Annotated in this window: 16 protein-coding genes and 1 riboswitch; of the genes, 13 read left to right on the top strand and 3 right to left on the bottom strand. The window is 32.5% G+C overall.

Annotated elements, in window-relative coordinates; all coding sequences use genetic code 11:
- From V7056_RS08455 to V7056_RS08510, 12 genes are all read left to right on the top strand, one after another.
- On the top strand, positions 1–1,152 hold a 1,152-nt coding region (locus tag V7056_RS08455), incomplete at its 5' end, for a helix-turn-helix domain-containing protein (protein WP_499701027.1).
- Between the two features lie 381 nt (positions 1,153–1,533).
- The gene (locus V7056_RS08460) at positions 1,534–5,679 is read left to right on the top strand and encodes a S8 family serine peptidase (protein WP_499701028.1); all 4,146 of its coding nucleotides are present in this window, start codon (positions 1,534–1,536) and stop codon (positions 5,677–5,679) included.
- 356 nt (positions 5,680–6,035) lie between these two features.
- Complete coding sequence (locus V7056_RS08465; protein ID WP_499701029.1) at positions 6,036–10,205, top strand: S8 family serine peptidase; 4,170 nt, start codon at positions 6,036–6,038, stop codon at positions 10,203–10,205.
- A 139-nt stretch (positions 10,206–10,344) separates the two neighbouring features.
- Positions 10,345–11,415 (top strand): GerAB/ArcD/ProY family transporter, encoded by a 1,071-nt coding sequence (locus tag V7056_RS08470; RefSeq protein WP_499701030.1) that lies wholly within the window; start codon positions 10,345–10,347, stop codon positions 11,413–11,415.
- Positions 11,412–12,878 (top strand): spore germination protein, encoded by a 1,467-nt coding sequence (locus V7056_RS08475; protein WP_499701031.1) that lies wholly within the window; start codon positions 11,412–11,414, stop codon positions 12,876–12,878. Before V7056_RS08470 ends, V7056_RS08475 begins: the two co-directional genes overlap by 4 nt.
- Before the next feature lie 6 nt (positions 12,879–12,884).
- Entirely contained in the window at positions 12,885–14,000 is a 1,116-nt protein-coding gene (locus V7056_RS08480; protein WP_499701033.1) for a Ger(x)C family spore germination protein, read from the top strand.
- A 229-nt stretch (positions 14,001–14,229) separates the two neighbouring features.
- Positions 14,230–14,790, top strand: coding sequence for a bifunctional adenosylcobinamide kinase/adenosylcobinamide-phosphate guanylyltransferase (gene cobU, locus V7056_RS08485; RefSeq protein WP_499701034.1), 561 nt, complete (start codon positions 14,230–14,232; stop codon positions 14,788–14,790).
- A gap of 10 nt (positions 14,791–14,800) precedes the next feature.
- The gene (gene cobS, locus V7056_RS08490) at positions 14,801–15,544 is read left to right on the top strand and encodes an adenosylcobinamide-GDP ribazoletransferase (RefSeq protein WP_499701035.1); all 744 of its coding nucleotides are present in this window, start codon (positions 14,801–14,803) and stop codon (positions 15,542–15,544) included.
- A complete protein-coding gene (locus V7056_RS08495) occupies positions 15,541–16,164 on the top strand; it encodes a histidine phosphatase family protein (protein WP_499701036.1) in 624 nt (207 codons plus the stop codon). The genes cobS and V7056_RS08495 overlap by 4 nt, the downstream gene beginning before the upstream one ends.
- A complete protein-coding gene (locus V7056_RS08500; RefSeq protein ID WP_499701037.1) occupies positions 16,154–16,642 on the top strand; it encodes an ECF transporter S component in 489 nt (162 codons plus the stop codon). The genes V7056_RS08495 and V7056_RS08500 overlap by 11 nt, the downstream gene beginning before the upstream one ends.
- Positions 16,623–17,393 carry an AIR synthase related protein gene (locus tag V7056_RS08505; RefSeq protein ID WP_499701038.1) on the top strand — a complete coding sequence of 257 codons (771 nt, stop codon included), beginning with the start codon at positions 16,623–16,625 and terminating at the stop codon, positions 17,391–17,393. The genes V7056_RS08500 and V7056_RS08505 overlap by 20 nt, the downstream gene beginning before the upstream one ends.
- A gap of 17 nt (positions 17,394–17,410) precedes the next feature.
- Positions 17,411–18,499, top strand: a complete 1,089-nt coding sequence (locus V7056_RS08510) for a DNA alkylation repair protein (protein WP_499701039.1) — start codon at positions 17,411–17,413, stop codon at positions 18,497–18,499.
- A 113-nt stretch (positions 18,500–18,612) separates the two neighbouring features.
- Here V7056_RS08510 and V7056_RS08515 read toward each other — a convergent pair whose 3' ends face one another.
- The 3 genes from V7056_RS08515 to V7056_RS08525 form a co-directional block, all read right to left on the bottom strand.
- Entirely contained in the window at positions 18,613–18,897 is a 285-nt protein-coding gene (locus V7056_RS08515; RefSeq protein WP_499701040.1) for a hypothetical protein, read from the bottom strand.
- A gap of 427 nt (positions 18,898–19,324) precedes the next feature.
- Complete coding sequence (locus V7056_RS08520; RefSeq protein ID WP_499701042.1) at positions 19,325–19,462, bottom strand: hypothetical protein; 138 nt, start codon at positions 19,460–19,462, stop codon at positions 19,325–19,327.
- A gap of 143 nt (positions 19,463–19,605) precedes the next feature.
- Positions 19,606–20,487, bottom strand: coding sequence for a hypothetical protein (locus V7056_RS08525; RefSeq protein WP_499701043.1), 882 nt, complete (start codon positions 20,485–20,487; stop codon positions 19,606–19,608).
- Between the two features lie 294 nt (positions 20,488–20,781).
- A riboswitch (purine riboswitch) is annotated at positions 20,782–20,884 on the top strand.
- A 168-nt stretch (positions 20,885–21,052) separates the two neighbouring features.
- Between V7056_RS08525 and V7056_RS08530 the strand changes: the two genes are divergently transcribed.
- Positions 21,053–21,952, top strand: coding sequence for a 5'-methylthioadenosine/S-adenosylhomocysteine nucleosidase (locus tag V7056_RS08530; RefSeq protein ID WP_499701044.1), 900 nt, complete (start codon positions 21,053–21,055; stop codon positions 21,950–21,952).
- The last annotated feature ends 162 nt before the right edge of the window (positions 21,953–22,114 follow it).

Raw genomic sequence — 22,114 nt, forward strand, 5'->3', positions numbered from 1 at the left:
AGCAAAATTGAACGAGGAAAAACTGCATATTCACCCGACATTATTACGTTATTTTCAGAGAGACTAGGAATAGATATACATCAAGAAATACAGTCCTTCCATCTCATTGATAATCTACTTCATCAATGGCATGAAGCATTGATTATGAAAAAGGGACAACAAATAGAAGTTTTAAAAGCAGAGCTTGATCAAATGCCTTTTATTGCTTACACACAATATGCTGCACATTATTTTTTATTAAAGGCTCGATACTATTTTCATCATCAAAATTTAGAAATGGCATTTCAAACAATACAAGATGTACAAAAAGAATATACAGAGCTATCTGCATTTGAAAAAAACTTACTATATCACTTAAAAGGTATGTATTATATTCAGATTAATGCTAGTTCAAGTAATGAAGATCATCAAAAAGCGATACAAATATTAAAAAAGATCAATATAGATGAATATAGAAATGAAGAATACTATTACCATTTAGGGATTGCTTATCATTATGGAAAATCAAAAATATTGGCTTATAAATATACGGAATTGGCATTAGCATATTTTAAAAGAACGAATAACTACTTATTAGCGATTAGTGCTGAAACAGTCATGCTACTTCAATATGGTAGTGAGGTTGAAATGGATTTTATTGAAACCGTTAAAAGATATACAGATTTAATACATAATTGTGAAATATTAGGCGCCCGTGACCGTAAAGCAATCCTTTTAAATAATCTTGGGGTTAAGTACTTTAAAAGACAAGAATATGATAAGGCACAAGAATATTTTGAAAAAAGTATGAATGATACAGAAAATCAGCAATCTATTATTTATTTAAGGCGGTTATGTAACTATCTAGAAGCAAGTACGGAAGGCGCATTATTACAAAAAGACATTCTGCTAAAGAAACTCAAAATTGGTGCTACTTTAGCAAAAATGTTAAAAAGTCCCGTTCATACAATTTTAATTAAGTTATTCAAATTGAAAGCTGAAAAAAATGACAGTAAGTATTATCAATTTTTAGTTGATGAAGCACTACCATATTTTTATTCAACTAATAATAATTTTTATATCGAACAATACGGAAAACAGCTTTATTTATATTATATTGAGACGAACCAATATCAAAAAGCAACTGAATTAGCCCAATCTGTTATTGTTTAAAAAATATGAAATTCTTAATGAAATACATAGATGTTTAGGCATAACTAGACATCTATGTATTTATTTTGTTATGCCGTAAAAATATTTCAACTTACTACATTATATTAGTCATTATAAAACAAATAGAAAAATTTAAAAATTGGTTTATTTATCATGAATCCTCGTAGGAGAAATTGTTGATTCGTGTCGAAAACAGAGAAGACATTGATAGAATCCTAGATAAATAACCCAATTGATAATGCCCATCTTATTTTTCATAATAAAACTAATACAAATGAAGTTTGTTCAGGTGAAATTGAAGTTCAAGAGTAAGTCATTGATTTCAATACATCGTTCAATTTTTTAGTAGATCTTAGACAATGATAAATGGGAGGAAGAAAAATGGGGAAACGTGTAGAGAAAACGAAGTTAATAAAAAGCCTTACAGTATTAGCCCTATCATCAAGTATTGTATTATCTCCACTTGGTCAAACAATGGAGGTTACTAAAGCAGCAAGTAGTACGAAGTCTGAAGATATATTAGCAAATTTAACAACTGAACAAAGAAATGCTTTACATCAAATGTCAGTTAATGAGGGTTCTGATCAACAGATTTCTTCAGACATAGATTTAACATCAGCAAATCAAATAAATGTAATCGTTGAATTTACAAATAAACCAGCAAAAGTAGCACAGATTGAAGCAGGTGTAGAAGGGAAAACATTGACTGAAAAGGATGCTTCAAAATTAGTTGATGAAGATCATTCTACTTTTACAAATGATGTTGGACAAGTATTAATAGATGATAAACAGAAAAAAATAAATTATAAGATTCATCGTTCTTATAAGCATGCCTTTAGTGGTGTCTCAATGAGTCTACCAGCAAATCAAGTTAAGAATCTTTTAAAATCAAAAGCTGTAAAGAAAGTTTGGAGTAATGAGAAGTTTACGATTGATCCACCCGCAGAGAACCAAGAAAATAAACAATTAAAAGCGGACGAATTTAATGTAGCAAACTATTCTCCATATGACAGTTTAGATCGTTTACATGCAGAAGGATATACAGGTAAAGGAGTTAAAATTGGTATTTTAGATACTGGTATGGATTATAACCATCCAGATTTAAAGGATGCTTATAAAGGCGGATATGATTTTGTTGATAATGATAATGACCCGATGGAAACAACTTATGAGGATTGGAAGAATTCAGGTCAACCAGAAGTAAACGGTGGTGCTTATTATACGGAACATGGTACACATGTAGCAGGAATTATCGGTGGACGTGGAATAGTGGATAGCGAGTATTCATCTATGGGTGCTGCACCAGAAGCAGATCTTTATGCTTATCGTGTATTAGGCCCTTATGGTAGTGGAACAAGTGAAGGTATTATTGCCGGAATTGATCAGGCAGTTCAAGATGGCATGGATGTTATTAACATGTCTCTTGGGGCAACGTTAAACGACCCACTTTATGCAACTTCAATTGCAGTAAACAATGCTGTTTTAAGCGGTGTTACAACCGTTGTAGCTGCAGGTAATAGCGGTGATAAAATGTGGACACTTGGTTCTCCAGGTTCTTCTGCATTAGCATTAACGGTAGGTGCTTCATCTGTTGCAATTGATATTTATCAATATACTGGTTCTTTTGATGGGAAAAATTATAAGTTAAGACAATTAACGAAAAATTATAAGGATGACTTATCAGCTTTAAAAGAGGAAAAGATTCAAATAGTTGATGTTGGCCTTGGTGATCCAACGGGATATGCCGGACAAGATGTAAAGGGAAAATTTGTATTCATGAACCGAGGTGTTTACACATTAGATTCTAAAGTTGCATATGCAAAGGCTCAAGGTGCTGCAGGTGTAATTATGGCGAATGATGAAGCGAACAAAGCAGAAGGGGCAATCCAAACGTTTTTAGGTGAATCAATGAATGCGATTCCTTCGTTTTCAGTATCATTTGAAGAAGGACAAGTGATTTCAACGGCTATTAAGGCTGGTAAAACAGAATTCACATTTGGTGATTTTAGTAAAATTCAAACAGCAGCTGATGAATTGGCAGCATTTAGTTCAAGAGGCCCTTCTAAAGTGAATTATGATATTAAACCAGAAGTAACTGCTCCGGGTGTTTCGATTCTTGCGACTGTTCCTTTTTATATAAACGATAAAACGGTCGATGGCTCGAAACCTGAAGATTATCAGTATGCATATGCACGACTATCAGGTACTTCTATGGCTACTCCTTATGTAGCAGGTGTATCAGCATTATTACTTCAATCAAACAAAGATCTTGAACCAGCTGATGTAAAATCCATTTTAATGAATACAGCAGACCCATTATCTAAGGATTATAGTGTGTTTGAAGTAGGTAGTGGTCGAGTTGATGCATATGAAGCAATTCACTCAAATGTGGAATTACAGGTAGTTGATAAAACACCGACTATTATAAATGGAAAACAAAAATCGATTAAAGAACTAACAGGTGGAATTGGCTTTGGTTCTTTTGGATTTGATGATCAAGATGTAACTGATTCACGAAATGTTATCCTAAAAAATCGTAGTGAAAAAGCGAAAACATTTAACGTAGATGTTACATTCCAGACGGGTACTCGAGGATCATTAAATGCATCAAAGAATAATGTAACATTAGATGTACCTACTTCAGTGAAGTTAAATGGAATTAGCTCAAAAACAATTAATGTTAAACTTAACATTCCTAAAACAGCAGAAAAAGGGACCTATGAAGGGTATATTACGTTCACGAATGATGCAGACTCTACAGAACAATATCAAATTCCATTCGGTGGACGAGTTGTCAATGAAGGAATTGATTTCCTTAAAGCAGATCCGACGTTTTCAACTGATACTACTTGGCCAGCAAATTCGTTCCCGTTTCTTGGTTTTGAATTCTCATTAAGATCTGAAATGAAGACCTTGGATGTTTTATTACATGACCCAATTACAGGTGAAGACCTTGGTTTAGTTGGTTCATTTACGCCGATCACATTAAATGATAACCAGGTGTATTTTATCGGAAGAGGATTTAATTCAATATACTATCCATTCACAGGAGACTCTAAAAATCCAATTAGTAATGAACCGAGCTTTGCAAAACCAGGTCATTATCAATTGAAAATGGTTGGAACAAATAATCAAGGGAAATCATTCTCAAAAGTTTCGGATTTCATCTATGATTTAGCGGCTCCAAATATGAAGACTAGTTTTGATTCATTAGACCAAAAGGTAATCGAATATAAAGATAGTCAATTTGATGCAAATGGACAATTCTTATACGATTTTAACATTCATCTTAATGATCCTGAAACAGAACAAGCAAGTAAGATAGGTTTACCAATCGATCAATCAAATAATTCAGTTGTATCGTTTTATAATAGTCCATTTCCAACGAATCCAATCAAGACAGATAAAAACGGGGATTACACTGATCAAATTTTAGTTAGAAAACAATCGGCACCATTACAAGTACAGTTTTATGGAATTGATGCAGCTAGAAACTTTACAGCTAACGCAACGAATATGTTAAGAGTCGTATTTGTGGATCAAAATTTACCGTATTTCTATTTAAAAGCAAATAAACAAGTTGTTAATACAGGTGATGCTGTAAATTATACTGTTCGATCAAATAATGTGAAAAAGTTAAAAACTACTAAAATGACGATGAAAAATTATAACTATGCTTCAATTGAGAATGTTGTTGTTAATGATGCAGTTAAAGCGTATGGCGATGCTAAGGTTAGTGTAGCAACTACACCAACAAGTTACACATTTACATTTACTTATTTAGGTGATAAAGAATTACCAGAAGATTTACCGTTATTTAATTTTGACCTAAAAACGTCAAACAAGTTTTCAAAGGAAAGTCCTTATTGGTATGGAATGAATGCATCAACAATTGATCAATCAAATGTTGAAACGCAAAATATCTACACTTATATGGAAAGTTATAAAACTAATCCTACTCATTCAAGAATACAAGGTGCAGTACAAGTTGAAGGTGGAAAAGATCCAGTTACAGGTGATATGAATTATGCAATTGATTTAAGTAAAGCTAATGCAAAAGTAACAGTTACATCCTATGATGGAAAAACAGTTGTTGAAGCGCCAATCATCGACAAATATGGTTCATATAATGCTGATGGAATTAAACCAGATAAAAATGCTTATACATTAACAGTAGATGTAACTGGTCATTTTACGATGAACCAAAAAGTTGTATTGTCTGATGAAGTTCGTGGGGAAACGCTTGGTAAGTGGTATAGATATAGTTTATCAACAGCAGCGGCTGGCGATGTAAATAAAGATGATGTCATTGATGTTTTAGATGCGATTGAATTACAAGATTTCTGGGGAACTAACAAAGCATCTGCTGATTTAAATTTTGATAAAGTAGTAGATTCTAAGGATATGAATTACATTATGAAAAACTTTGGATTACAAAATCCGACTGTAGATAAAGCACCAAAAGCTAAGAATTCCTATAAAGGAAAAACATTAGATAGTATTTTAATAGAGCTAGGAATAAAGTAAGACAGGGAAAATAGTAGTGAAATTTTTGTAAGATAGGTAATTAGACTTGAAAAGGGAGACCGTATGATTGGTCTCTCTTTTTTGTATAGTAAATTGGGCCATTTTGGGTTTTTTTAATCATTTTTTATATAGGAATATGCAGAATTTTGAAAAACAGGTAAGTGAAACATTGCTAGTTTAGGGAATCATTAACCCAATTGACCCTAATTTGAATATTCTTGATAATTGAAATAGACAAAGTAAGCTTTGGTGAAAAGAATGAAAGTGATTGCTGAAGGGTTTGATAACTTTAGTATTCAAAAAACGATCATCAATAAACTTTACTTTTAGTTGAGAGATTTTTAGGAGGAAGAACAATGGGGAAAAGAGTAGAAAAGAATAAGTTTTTAAAAAGCTTTACGGTTTTAGCTCTATCATCTAGTTTTGTTATGGCTCCACTATCACAAGTAACAAATGTGTCAATCGCAGCAAGTAAAACAAAGACAGAAACAATCCTTGCTAATTTAACTTCACAGCAAAGAGCTGCACTGAAAGAACTTTCAACGAACGAACAGACAGGTCTACAAATTTCTGAGGAAATTGATCAAACAACTACTAGACAAACTTCTGTTATTGTAGAGTTTTCTAATAAACCAGCAAAAGTTGCCCAAGTCGAAGCTAAGGTTGAAGGAAAGTCATTAACAGAAGTAGAAGCATCAAAATTAGCTGAGCAAGACCATGCAACTTTTAGTAAAGATGTGGGACAAGTATTAATAGATGAAAACAATAAGAAGGTAGATTTTAAGATTAAACGCTCTTATAAACACGCATTTAATGGTGTTGCAATGAATCTACCAGCAAATCAAATAAAGAACCTATTAAAATCAAAAGCTGTTAAAACAGTTTGGAGTAATGAAAAATTTACGATTGATCCTCCAAAACAGCCTGAAAAAAGTGAAGAATTAAAAGCAGATGAGTTTAATATTGCGAACTACACGCCATATGATGGATTAGACAAGTTGCATGCTGAGGGCTTAACTGGAAAAGGAATTAAAATCGGTATTCTTGATACAGGTATTGATTACAATCACCCAGACTTAAAAGACGCATATAAAGGTGGATATGACTTTGTAGATGATGATAGTGATCCAATGGAAACTACATATGCCGATTGGGTAAAGGCTGGTAAACCAGGTTCTGCAAATGGTGCAGACTTCTACACTGAACATGGTACACACGTTGCAGGTATCATCGGTGGGCGTGGTGTATCAGATAGTGAGTATAAACAAGTAGGTGCGGCACCAGAATCTGATCTGTATGCTTACCGAGTACTTGGTCCAGGTGGAAGTGGTTCAAGTGAAGGGATCATTGCTGCGATTGATCAAGCTGTGCAAGATGGCATGGATGTGATTAATATGTCATTAGGTAACTCTTTAAATGATCCATTGTATGCAACTTCGATAGCTGTAAATAACGCTGTACTTAGTGGCGTAACGACGGTCGTCGCAGCGGGAAATAGTGGAGATAAAATGGATACACTAGGTTCTCCTGGAGCTGCTGCACTAGCATTAACAGTTGGCGCGTCATCAGTTGCAATTGATCTTTATCAATATAGCGGTGTACAAAACGGTAGTGACTACAATATTAGACAATTAGCACAAAACTACTCAGATGACTTAACTACATTGAAAGGTAAAGCATATCAACTTGTAGATGTAGGATTAGCAAATCCAGCTGACTTTACAGGTAAAGATGTAAAAGGAAAAGTAGCTTATATCCAACGAGGCACGATTGCCTTAATTGATAAAATCAAAAATGCAAAGGCGGCAGGTGCTGTAGGCGTTTTAATGGCAAACAATGTGGAAAACAAAAACGAAGGAGCAATTCAAGCATTCTTAGGTGAATCGGTTGATGCAATTCCTGCATTCTCAGTTTCATACGAGGAAGGCTTAGCCATTACAGAAGCTATTAAATCTGGCAAGAATGAGTTTACATTCGGAGATTATTCTAAGGTTCAAACGGCTTCAGATGAATTAGCAGCATTTAGTTCAAGAGGACCGTCTCGAGTGAATTACGATATTAAACCAGAAGTAACTGCACCAGGTGTATCAATTCTTTCAACCGTTCCATTTTATGTAAACAATAAGACCGGTGATGGAACAAAACCAGAGGATTATCAATACGCATACGAGCGTTTGTCAGGAACGTCAATGGCGACACCATACGTTGCAGGTGTGTCAGCTTTATTACTTCAATCAAATAAAGGGCTTGAACCAGCAGATATTAAATCAATCTTAATGAATACAGCTGACCCATTATCAAATGATTATAGCGTATTTGAAGTAGGTAGCGGGCGAGTTGATGCGTATGAAGCAATTCATTCAAATGTAGAATTAGAAGTTGTTGATAAAACGCCAACAATTGTAAATGGTAAACAAAAAATGATTACTGAATTAACTGGTGGAATGAGCTTTGGGTCATTTGGATTTGATGGTAATGATATTTCAGAAGCTCGTAATATTACATTGAAAAATCGAAGTGAAAAAGCGAAAACGTTTAGTGTAGATGTGAAGTATCAAACAGGATTAAGAGGTTCAAAAGATGCAGTTTCAAATAACGTTACATTAACAGGTCCATCATCAGTTAAATTAAATGGAATTAGTTCAAAATCAGTAAAATATAGCTTAAACATTCCAAAAACAGCTGAAGTTGGAACATATGAAGGCTATATTACTTTTACAAATAATGCAGACTCAACAGAACAATATCAAATTCCATTTGGCGTACGTGTTGTGGAAGAAGGTATTCAAACATTTGAGCTATTTAACCCACTTTACTCTAATAAAATTACAAACCCAACTTATGCGTATCCGTTCATGGATGGAAAAGTTGAATTAAAAACACATATGAAAACATTAGATGTGGTGATTCAAGATCCGACAACTGGGGAAGATTTAGGGTTAATTGGTTCATTTAATACTTCAGTAATGGCAGAAAATCAAGTATACAATATTGGTAGACTTGTTGGAGCTACTTACTATCCATTCACAGGAGATGCAAAAAATCCAATTAGTGATAAATACAAAACAATTAGACCGGGTCATTATAAATTAAGACTAGTAGGAACTACTCCTAGTGGAAAAACAGTTGCTGAAGCAAGGGACTTCATGTTGGAGTATGGGGTACCGAACTTTACGACTAGCTTTGATAAGCTAGATCAAAAGGTTATCGAATATAAAGATAGTCAACTTGATGCAAATGGACAATTCTTATATGATTTTAATTTAAACATAAACGATCCAGAAATTGATGAAGCAGCAAAATATGGCATTCCTGCTGATCAATCACAAAATACGTTTGTCTACATGTACAATTCGTTCTTCCCATCTCTTCCAGTTAATGTAGATAAAAATGGGGACTATAAAGATCAAATTTTAGTAGACAGTAAATATCCAACATTACCAGTTACTTTCTATGGCATGGACGCAGCATTAAATCCAACTGCACAAGTAAGAGTTGTTTTCGTCAAAAATACAACACCTTACTATTATGTAAAACCTAATAAGCAAAATATCACAACTGGTGATACTGTAAACTACTTTGTACGTGCAAACAATGTTAAAAAACTAAAAACTACTAAATTATCTATTCAATTGAATAATAATCAAGGCGCAATTGAAAATGTAGCTGTTAATGATGTCATTAAAAAATATGGTGACGCACAGGTAACAGTAAAAACATCACCAACAACATGGGACTATGTTACCCAATATGAGTTTACATTTACTTATACTGGTGAAGATAAATTACCTAAAGATATTTCGTTATTTAACTTTGATGTAAAATCTTTAGATAAATCGTTCACTACTGGTTCAGCGTTAAGTGGACAAAACATCAATGCAACAACGATTGATCAAGCAGATGTAGAATCAAAAAATGTTTTCACTTATGTTGAAGGTTATAATGTAAAACCAACAGTTTCAAAACTTACAGGAACACTACAAGCTGAAGGTACAAAGAATCCAACTACAGGTGAAACAAATTATGCAGTGGATCAAAGAACAGTTGGTGCTAAAATTACATTAACTTCATACGACGGAAAAACTGTATTAGAAACTCCAATTACTTCAAAACAAGGAGACTATGCATTTGACGGAGTTAAGGTTGATTCAAACCCATATACATTAAAGGTAGATGTACCAGGTCACTTTACAATGTCTCAAAAAATGGATCCATTATTTGATACGATTCGTGGTGATTTAATGGGTAGACAGCTTCGTTATTTATTAGATGTAGCTGCAGCTGGAGATGTGAATAAAGACAATGTAATTGATGTCCTAGATGCGATCGAGATCCAAAAATATTGGGAAACAAATAAAGTATCGGCGGATTTAAATTTTGACAAGGTGATTGATGAAAAAGATATGGATTATATCATTAAGAACTTTGGTGAGAAAAATCCAACAGTATCAAATGCGCCAAAAGCTAAAAATTCATATAAAGGGGCTACATTGGACAGTATTTTAGCTGAATTAGGGTTGAAATAATAGGAATAAAATCAGTATATGAGTTGGGTAAGAGAGGAGCCATTTAGGCTTCTCTTTTTTGTTTTGAAACTGGAATTATTTACATAAATGTATCTTATTTTGGAGACATTATTCAATAAAAGGTTCTAAGGGGATTGTCATGAATAATAAGGTGATTCAATCTGTTCATATATACATACTACTCATCATGTCTACTGGTTTTATGTTACATGTTTTAATTCTACCAAGTATTCTATCTTCATCGCATAGAGATTCATGGTTAACTGTTATTTCTAGTATCATTCCATTTTTAATATGGAGTTTCTTACTTTTCTTTGTTTATAAGAAAATGAACAATGAAGATTTGCTTTCTATATTATATAAGGTGTTAAAGAAACCATTTTTCTATCTTTTTGCTGCTATTTTTATTGTATATTTTCTGTTTACTGCTTTCATATCACTAAAAACTACATTTTATTGGGCGAAGACAAATTATACACAAGATGTACCTGATTTAATTGTTGTTTTTCTGTTTACATTTATTTGTTTTTACGCTTCATATAAAGGCATACGAACAATTAGTTCGATTGCATGGGTGATATTACCAATTGTTCTGTTTTTTGGTTTTTTAGTCAGTTTAGGAAATACTCATAATAAAAACTATGAATTGTTATTTCCTATTTTTGAAAATGGATATAAAGACTATTTTCAGGGTTTTTTATATACATGTTCAGGTTTCTTTGAAATTCTTTTTATATTATTTTTAACACCTTTTCTATCTGATCAGTTAAAGAAAAAGTGGTTATTCATCGTCAGCTGTGTGTTGCTAATGTTAATACTAGGACCGTTAACCGGTGCAATTACAGAGTTTGGGGTGAGTGAAGCAGAAAAACTAAGAAACCCAGCATACGAGCAATGGAGAATATTAACGCTAGGATTACATATTACAAGACTAGATTTTCTTTCTATTTTCCAGTGGATATCAGGTACTTTTATTCGTATTAGCCTAAGTGCTTTTATTGCAAATAGTATTCTAAACCATACCGGGACGAAAAAGTGGAGTCTTCCAATTTTATATTTATTTATTATGGTAGGAGCAATGATCCCTTGGGGAGGGACTTCATTTTTTTATTTCTTACATCATTATTATTTTCTGATTAATTTAATTTTCTTGTGTATAACAATGGTATTTTTATTGATTATTATGACATTAAAAGGTGAAACTTCATGATGAATGAATTAACTTCAATAGATCAATTAAACTTGATTGAGCTACTAGACTCTTTTGACAATTCTTCGGATATTAAAATTCGTACGAAATCTTATAATGATGGAGAAACATTACATTTTATTAAAGCAATTTATTGTCATAACTTAGTGAGTACAGAATACATAAGTCAAGTACTTCCGAAGGTATATGAAATTGTAAAAAAAGAAAATATGCTAAATTATGAATTGATTAGTAATGTTGTTGAAACGAATAAAATTGATAAACAAAAAGATGTCTTGAATCAAATTGAAGAGGGGCTTTTTTCAGGGACTTTAGTTATTTTAAGCTCATTTTTAAATGATATTTTCTTAATTCCGGCGGCTAGTCCTCCGAAGAGATCTCCGGAGGAATCAAATATTGAAACATCGGTCAGAGGTCCAAAGGATGGTTTTGTCGAAAATATCTCTGACAATATGGCATTAATAAGACAAAGGTTAAAGACATCGTCGCTAAAAAGTATAGAGTTTTTCATAGGTGAAAGAAGTAAGACAAAAGTCATTTTACTTTATATGGATGATATTCTAAATCCAACAATCCTCTCTACTGTAAAAGAACGATTAAGTTCACTTAAACTTGATATTGTTGTTAGTAGTTATGAAATTGAAGAATTATTATATGATCATTCTTTTTCTATTTTTCCATTAATGGATCACACTGGACGGCCTGATTATGTAGTTCAATCAGTAAATCAAGGACGTTTTGGAATTTTAGTGGATGGTAATCCTACTTGCTTAGTCGGACCAACTAGCATTAATCAGCTTCTTTATTCACCTGAAGATATTCATGGCAGTTTTTTTTATTCTAACTTAGTACGCTATCTAAGAATGATGGCTTTATTTACAACAATTCTATTACCGGGATTTTACTTAGCTTTAGTTACATTTCATTTGGATCAAGTACCTTATCCTTATATTGCAACAATCGCAGTTTCCAGATTAGGGTTACCTTTATCATCTTCAATTGAAACATTCATCATGTTAGCTTTTTTTGAATTGTTTAAAGAAGCTGGTGTTCGATTACCAAAAGCTGTTGGTCAAACAGTTGCAGTATTAGGTGGTTTATTCATTGGAGATGCAGCAATTAGAGCAGGTTTAACTTCCCCAACGATGTTGGTTGTTATTGCGATAACAGTTATATCTGGTTATACACTTGTTAACCAAAATATAGCTGGAAATATTGTGATACTTAGAGTATTTGTCCTCATATGCTCTACTATTTTAGGATTATTAGGTTTTTTCTCTGCACTCTTCCTTATACTAACACATGTGGCTTCATTAACTAGCTTTGGTCAACCATACGCTTTAACAGCTACAAAACCTAATAAATTTGACATTTTGGCTATGGTTTTTAGACTCCCTCAGAAATTTTTGAAAAAACGTCATCAATCAGTAAATCCAATCGATGATACGCGGAAGAAGGAGTAACAAAAAATGAAAAAAACGGTTGCGATTGTACTACTTATTTTTCATTTAATGATGTTATCAGGATGCTGGGGAGGTAAATTAGTTCAAGCTCAGACATTTGTTACTGGTCTAGGTTTTGATTTTAAAGATAATCAATATATCGTCACATTTCAGGCATTAAACTTTTCAAATATTGCTAAACAGGAAGGTGGCGCATTAGTTGAAGCTCCACCAGTTTTAATAGGGCAAGCAACTGGGGCCTCCATTCAGTTAGCTTTAAACAAATTAGACCAGGAAGCTCCGTTACCACTTTTTTATGGACATGTTATTAGTATTGTACTCAGTAAGAATATAATAGAAAAACAGCTGAAGAATGTGAATGCTTTTATTAGTCAGAAGTCATTATTAAGGTATAATACATGGTTATTTGGTACAGAGGAAGACATAAAGGACATTTTTACTAGTGAAAGCTTCTTTAATCTACCAACATTATATACTGTTCTTGATCTGCCGCAACTTCAACAAGATAGGAAAAACTTAGTCATTTCAAATATAAGATACTTGGATTATATTTCAAGATACGATGAACCAGTAGGATCTGTATTAATACCTTCATTAGCAATAAATGAAGAAAATTATGAAGAAGATGTAACGAAAATGATTGCCTATATGAATGGTGCTTATGTTTTATCCGAAAAAAAATTTAAAGGATTTGTTACATCAGGAGATTTGGTTGGTGTCAGATGGCTAGAACAAAAGAATGATGTCATTAATATTAGTTTTGAAAAGGAAAAAGTTAATTTTGATGTTGGTGAATCAAAATCTAGAATAAAGGTTATGAATGAAAAAGAGCCACAATATAAAATCAAAATCAACGCTATAGCAATTGTAGAACAAAATGAAGATTCTCTTGGAACGAAAAAAATACAGAAATTGATTGAAGATAAAATCAAAGACGATTTAAAACTAACGTTAACTAAGTCAACTGATATAGATGCAGACCTGTTAAATATTACTGAAAAGACTTTTCGATTTCATTCCAAGCAATGGGATATAAAAGAGATAAATGAGTTTAAAAAGGATTCAGTAAAAGAAATAGATGTTGATGTATATATACAAGAAAATCAAACTTATAAAAGGTAAATAGAAAAGAGGGAGGTTAGTGACTAGCCTTCTTTTTTTATGAAAAAAGACTGGTTAAAAACAAGTTATAAAATGCACCATTCAAATCATTAATAGTCTCAGACTTGTATAAGTCCTTGACGAGGTTTCAGGATGTAGCTTACGATTATTTTAACAATACATAAGTTCATACCCCATTATGGGGTATTTGTTTTTATGAAAATTTGAGGTTAATTCGAGGTGAAACAGTTTGATTCTTGTAATTGGTGGCGCACGAAGTGGAAAGAGCTCTTATGCTGAAAAACGGATGAAAGAAATGCAAGGAAGTTTGAACGATGTACTATATATTGCAACTGCAATTCCTACCGATGAGGATATGGTGAATCGAATTAAGCGACATCAACAAGATCGTGAAAAAGAATGGTATACAATTGAGCAATATAAGGATTTTCAATTACTAGAAACGAATCTTAATTTTCAAAATGTAAATCATATCTTACTTGACTGCTTAACGATTATGATTACAAATATCATGTTTGATCATTATACTGATTTTGACAGAATTACAAATGAGGAAATTGAACAGCTTGAACGTAGTATTAAAGAAGAGATTTTAAAGCTAATTGATGTATGTGAGCGTAATAAAAAAACATTATGTATTGTTTCCAATGAGGTTGGTTTTGGTCTTGTACCCTCATATCGATTAGGTATTATTTTTAGAGATATTGCAGGACGAATGAATCAACTGATTGCGTCTAATGCAACTGAAGTAATACTCGTAACTGCAGGTATTCCATTACGAATTAAATAGAGGTAAAATAATGAATCGATTTAAGATGATCCTTAGTTTTTTTTCAACTATACCAGTAAAGAATGTTCATTTTATTGAATCGGAGCTTGGAAAAGGAATTCGTATGCTTCCTTTAGTAGGTATTATGTTTGGCTGTTTAATAGGCGGCTTATTTATGCTTTTACAATTACTAAATATAGAGAATCAGATTAGCGCATTTTTCATCATCTTATTCTATATTTTTTTAACTGGTGGATTACATCTTGACGGTGTAGCAGATACTTGTGACGGTATTTTTAGTCATCGCTCTAAAGAAAGAATACTAGAAATTATGAAAGATAGTCGAATCGGAACATTTGGCGTTGTGTCGTTAATTGTGCTCTCATTAGGGGATTGGATATTTTTATCAAAAAGCACTGTTTTTGTCATCATTTTATTTCCAATAATAGGTCGCCTGATTGCATTATGGACATGTCGAATAAGTACATATGCTAGAGAAGAAGGCTTTGGAAATCAGTTTATATTAGAGGCAAAAAAAACAAAGTCATTAATTGTCTTCATTTTATTTACAGTACTTATTTGTATAGGAAGTATTGTTTTTCACCAGTTAGAGGTGATTGTAGCACTAATCTTTACATACTTAATCATGATTTGGGTTATTAAAAGAATCAATCGTAAACTTGATGGAATAACAGGGGATGTTATTGGTTTTTCAATTGAATTTTCTCAGTTGTGCTTTTTATGCCTTGTCTTAATTGGTGGTAAATTCATATGAAGATATTATTAGTAAGACATACTGAAAGTGAAGGGAATATGAAAAAGGTATATGCTGGATCAACGGATTATGTTTTAACAGAGCATGGCGAACAGCAAATTGTAGAAGTTATGATGAAGCTTTTACATATCATCTCTCCTACATCGACTTATTCATTATATTCTAGTCCGCTTCAAAGATGTACGAGGCTTGCAGACGAAATCGAAAGACTACTACAAACTTCTAAAATGATAGATTCACGGCTAAGTGAGACGGATTTTGGAATCTTTGAAGATAAAACATATGAAGAATTAATCCAAATATATCCAGACAAAGTAGAGTCATGGATTCAAGATAGCATTCACTTTCAAATTCCAAATGGTGAAAGTTTAAAAAATTGTTTTGATCGAGTAAGTACTTTTTGTAATGATTTAATCAATAGGAATGAAGATGCAGTCATTGTTTCTCATGGCGGCATTATAAAATTAATTATTTTAGCATTACTGGATTTAGATTTTAAGGAATTTTGGAAGTTCTATACAAGTAATGGGTGCGTAATAGAAATCATATATAATGATGGTTTTGGATATATCAAAAATATAAGTCAATTGGAATTTGGGGATGAGGAATTTGGAGATTAGAAGACTTGTAGTACTTTCACTTTTTATTTCAATCAGTGCAATACTATCTAATATTAAAATTTTTTCTACGATTGCGTTAGATTCTATGCCAGCATTTTTGGCAGCCATGCTAATATCTCCAATTGCAGGTGCAATCGTTGGAGCAGTAGCTCATTTACTTTCTTCGTTTACATCTGGTTTTCCACTGACAGTACCGATGCATGTATTGATTGCATTCCAAATGTTTTGTATCGTCTGGCTATTTGGAGTGTTATATAAGCGCTCGAAGGATGTAATAGCAATCAGCGTAGCGATTTTGCTGAACGGTCCAATCGCTACGTTTTTAAGTGGTATTTTAATTGGATACTTAGATGAAACGGTGACAGTCATTGGCTTTTTTAAGTTAATGGTACTTCCTTTAACAATTGTTTCAGCGGTGAACATTATCATTGCATACATAATTCAAAGGGTGATGAATCGTGCACGTTTCCAAGTATAGGGATTTAACTTTATTACAAATTGATGAATCCAGATATTTTACAATTGCTTGTGATAGTTGTGGTGGAATTGGAATGAGTGAATTAGATATTGTAAAGGTGGAAGAGTCAACCGTTGGTTATTTAACATCGCGCGTTTGCCTATTTGAAACATTAGCATTTCGTGCAAAACCGACTTTGCTTATTAATACTTTATGTGTTGAGATGGAAGGTAGAGGAAAACTTATTTTATCAGGCATTAAACAGGCAATTAAAGAGTATAATGATGTTCAATTTTTTAATGAAGCATTAGATATTGATATTACTGGAAGTACAGAAGAAAATATTCCTACTTTACAAACAGCATTAGGGATTACAGTAATGGGAGAAATCTATCAACCTTTTGAAAGGCCCTATGTAAATAAGGGTGATGTAGCTATCTTAATTGGATATCCTAAAGTTGGACAAGAAGTATTAATAGATATAAATGAAAATTTAAACGAAATCATTAATTTTCAATCGTTAAAACAGTTAACGGTTCTTCCAGGTGTAAAAGATATTTTGCCTGTCGGATCTCAAGGTGTGAAATATGAATTAAAACAATTAAGCAAAACACATAATAAGGACATTCAAATTTACGAGAATGAACCTACTTTATTAGAAAAATCAGCTGGCCCAGCTACTTGTGTAATTGCAGTTGTTGAACGGAATCATATTCAAAAAGTACAGGATTGTATATCACAACAAATTACACAGTTAGGTGAATTTATATAAGATAATGGAGAATGTATATGGCTAACGCTTTAAAAGATATTTATAACGAAGAATTTATATCTAAAATTGCTCAGTCAATTAAAGAAGTTTATCCAGATTTTGAGGATAAGAAATTTACTGAATTAGTTTTTAATGAACAATGGGTTGAAAAAACACTGAAAGAAAGAATGAGACATATTACGCTTTGTTTAGGAGATACTTTACCAAAAGATTATCTAGAAGCTCTTAGCATATTAAAGCAAATAGTAAATATGTTTCCGAAAAATAATTTAGGCTGTATCTTCTTTCCTGATTTTGTAGAAGTATATGGTCTAGCAAATTGGGATTCATCGATTGAAGCACTAGCATTATTTACTCAACACTCAACATCAGAATTTGCAGTAAGACCTTTCATTGTTGAAGATGAAGAAAAAATGATGGCTCAAATGTTAGAATGGTCTAAACATCCAAATGAACATGTAAGAAGGTTAGCAAGTGAAGGGAGCAGACCAAGATTACCTTGGGGAATGGTGCTAAAAAGTCTAAAAAATAATCCCACTCCAATATTACCAATCTTAGAGAATTTAAAAGAAGATGAATCTCTTTATGTTCGTAAAAGTGTAGCGAATAATATAAATGACATTTCAAGAGACCATCCGAATCTTGTATTAGATCTTGCTAAAAGCTGGTACGGAACAAATGTATATACGAACTGGATCGTTAAGCATGCATGTAGAACATTATTAAAACAAGGGAACAAGGAAGCAATGTCAATCTTCGGATTTGATTCAGCAGATTCAGTTTCGATTAAAGATTTCACTTTAAGTCCGGAGAAATTAAGCATTGGAGAAGAATTACAATTCTCCTTTAAGGTAACAAGTAACCAGACAACACCTTCAAAAATTCGCATTGAATATAAAATTGATTATGTGAAAGCAAACGGAAGTCGCTCTAAGAAAATTTTTAAAGTAAGTGAGAATTATGTTAATCAAACAAAACCATTACACTACAATAAAACCCATTCTTTTAAAGATTTATCTACAAGAAAGCACTATAGTGGAACGCATACGATCACAATCTTACTTAATGGAAACGAGATGTTGAGTAAAGACTTTATTGTTGAATAACAAGTTCCAATAATAAGTAAACTTTTTGATGACGATTTTAAGATGAGTACCTTCTTTCAACTAAATAAAAATAAAAAAAGAGTTGTCTATGCAACTCTTTTTATTTTCCAAATTTACTCACTATTATTTACTTTTCTAAACGATAGGATTGATGTTTTTAAGGAAGCATATGAACCGATAGCTGCATAACCGTAAAACCACCCCATAAAAATACCAGAAAACAAATGGTGTCTATGACTAATGAAAATTGAAAAAATTAGTCCTAAAACTAAGGCAATCATGGGTACGTATGGTTTCTTAATTTTTAAAAATATTTTTAAAAGTTGGGTAACAACCATTACAACGGGAACTGCGAGAACAGCATCCCAAAAATTTGTTTGAATCGTAGGAAAGTCCATCACGACACACCTTTTTACCTTAGTATCTACCTAATTAGCTAAGTTATATTCAATTATGATTAAGTTAATATGGAATTTCCTACCATATAAAAATTTCATAAGATAAGTACGAATACCAGATTAAGATTAATTGATCATGGGCTTGAATTTTTTGTACAAGTTTTATGTGAATCGTCTAAACAAATTATGATTCTATCAAGACAATATTATGACGAAATAAATATTTTATTGTTTTATCAAGAGTATACGCTTATAAAAACTTTATGTAGGAGGTGCCCTAACAGTTGGGGATATACATTAACGATGCGTTAGCAGTCGAAATAGTACCTACAGCAAACTGAAAAATAGTTTTTGAATTGCGATTAAACAGAGATGCTACTTTCATTGATACAAGAGCATTTAATAGATCGTCGCCAACATCAGGTACTCAGAGGTTTCCTTTAGCTTCTACACAGGTTGATGGTGCACCTGCTAATGCCACATCCACATATAGTGTAAGAATAATTGTAACAACTGCTAGTAATATTAATTCTGCTACAGCAATAAATCGTGATTTAAATATCATTACTTTTACACTGTAGAATTAAGGCGTTATAATTTTTTTATAAAATCAAACCAAGAAAGCCTAAGTTCCCACCTTATTTAGAGAGAACTTAGGCTTTTTTAATATTCTATAGTAGGGGCTTTTTTATATTGCCTGCTCCTACATTACTCTTGTGGTTCTTTTCTCATATACATCATGATATCTTCTGTTAATGCAGCAAATCCTAATTTTTCTAGAATAATACCTTTAGGTAAATGTGATTTTGACATCGTAACAGTTTTTACTTTACGACTAATATTTTCATTATGTACTAGTGTCATTAAGTCATAGAAAAATGGGATGGCTTTCTGGTCTAATGCTACTGCAAGTATTTCGGAATAGTTTGTGTCAGCTCGAATTGTCATGCCAAAATAGGCAATAGGTTCATCTGCAATTTTACATTCTAATGCATAGTCAAATTCTATTGAACTGTAATATTCGTTTAACATTGAGAGTTGTTCATTCGTTAATGCTTGCTGCTTCATTTTTATATCTTTCCATTCATCAAATTGAAAGTTGTCTTTTATTTCAAAAGAGAAGTCCGGAATCGGTTGTATATTTTTTAATAAAATAGGATATCTGGCTCCAATAATTTGAGATTGACTTGTAATTTGGAAGCCTTTTGATAAGAAATAATCTATTTGTTTATTCCACTGGCTTCTAAATCTCTGTGCGAAAACTTTCCCACCATATTCGTCACTTGCAGCAAATTCGAAAACTTTTTCATATAATTCATCCTGAACAGAATCTTCATATTCAGGTAAAACCCAAGGGTATCCTAGCGAAACAAAATCGCCTTTTCCTGAGAAGCTCATATAGCCAATTAATTTTTCATTTTCAAAAGCGAATACACGTGACTTTTCATTAAACTCTATCTGAGACTCATATAATTTAGGGGATAATGTTGGCTTCCATGCATATGGTAAGTTTTTGGTCATGCTCTTCCAAAATGAATATTGCAAATCAAGGTCTGAAGAGTTCTCATAAAATCTGAATGTAATTGTCATATCAGGATCCCTTCCTTGTTATTTACTTTAATATTATCAAATTTATGTTGTAGTAAGAGAAATAATAATGAATTAATTTGTTTACTGGTTAAAAAGTAAAGAAAACGAGATTAATGATACTCCAGTCGCGTTTTTTGATTCATTAGTAATTGTATAAATTATAAAAAAAGCATATATAAAACCTGATTTTTTCCTTATGATGTTATTTAAACGCGAACGATTAGCTATTTTTTAGTGGGATTATTCACTTTTATGTTGAATTCGAATGATGAATTTGCTATATTATCAAAGTAATAATCTTTTCAAGTCGTTACTCGTATATGCTCGGTAATATGGTCTGAGCGTCTCTACCTGGTTCCCAATGAAGAACTAGACTACGAGTTAAAGTATAAAGCTGCTTGGTTGGTAACCAAGGACAACATTGTATTGCATTCATTTTCTTGTTTGCGTTATTTTGGGTACTTTAACTATCGTAGGTCTAGAAAGTAGGTAATTTCTACATTTTCTAGACTTTTTTCATTAGAACAAAACCTCGAGTATAACAAACATCTAGGAGGACATTAGAATGAAAGAGAGATTTGTTATGGAAAGTAAGCCGTTGAAGAAGTACACTTTATTAGGAATCATTACAGTATTCATAATTGCTTTATTTGTAGGTTTTAGTTCTAAACCAACCATTTCAATTGCTAAGAAAAAAACGTTAAGACCAATTATTATTCAAGGTCCAATGCCGATAGAAGCTGAGAATTTTGCGAAGAAACTAAAAAATGTTAAAGAAGAAAAGTCTGGAAGTTTTGTATTTTACAAAGGAACTTTAAATAATTATCCTGTAATCGTTGCAAAAACAGGTAAGGGAATGGAAAATACAGCAGCTGCTACTGCTGTTGCGATTGAGAAATATAAGCCTATTGCGATTATCAATCAAGGAACATCTGGAGGGCATGATCCAAACTTAAATGTATTCGATATTGTTTTAGGACAAAAAACAGTAAATATTGGTTCTTTAAAGACAGCCTCTAAAGAAGAAAACGAGGGAATTGATCCAACAGTTTGGAAGCCGATGGACTTAATGGCTTCTGAGGGAAGTGCGGGAGAAGATCCTAATGCTGAAAAGCCTCGTTTCTACGAAGGAGATAAGGAGTTACTTGCTGTAGCAAATGCAGTAAAAGAAACTTATACAAAGGGGAAAATTGTTGAAGGAACGATAGGCTCTGCTGACGTTTGGAACAATGAGGTTGACAGAATTAAATGGTTCCATACTAAATATGGTACATCTGTTGAAGAAATGGAAGGTGCTTCAGCAGCACAAATTGCAAAAGCTTACGATGTAGCGTTTTTAGGAATTAGAGTTTTATCTAATAACAAAGTGAATGGTGGTAAATACAATCCAAACACAGCTGCAGCATGTCAGGAATATGTCTTTGAAGTCGTTAAGAAATTTATTTCTACTAAAACAGGTAAATAAGAAGTTATATATAATGATAGAGCCTAATTTCTCGAATGTAGAACTGAGAAATTAGGCTTCAATTTTTGAATAAGACTATTAATTATATTTAATGAAAAAACGATTGCAAAGAGACAAGAACAGCAAGCTTCAAATGAAAATAGCATCATGTTAGGTTCGCAA

It is taken from the genome of Bacillus sp. JJ664 (assembly GCF_036962205.1).
Lineage (GTDB): Bacteria > Bacillota > Bacilli > Bacillales > Bacillaceae_G > Gottfriedia.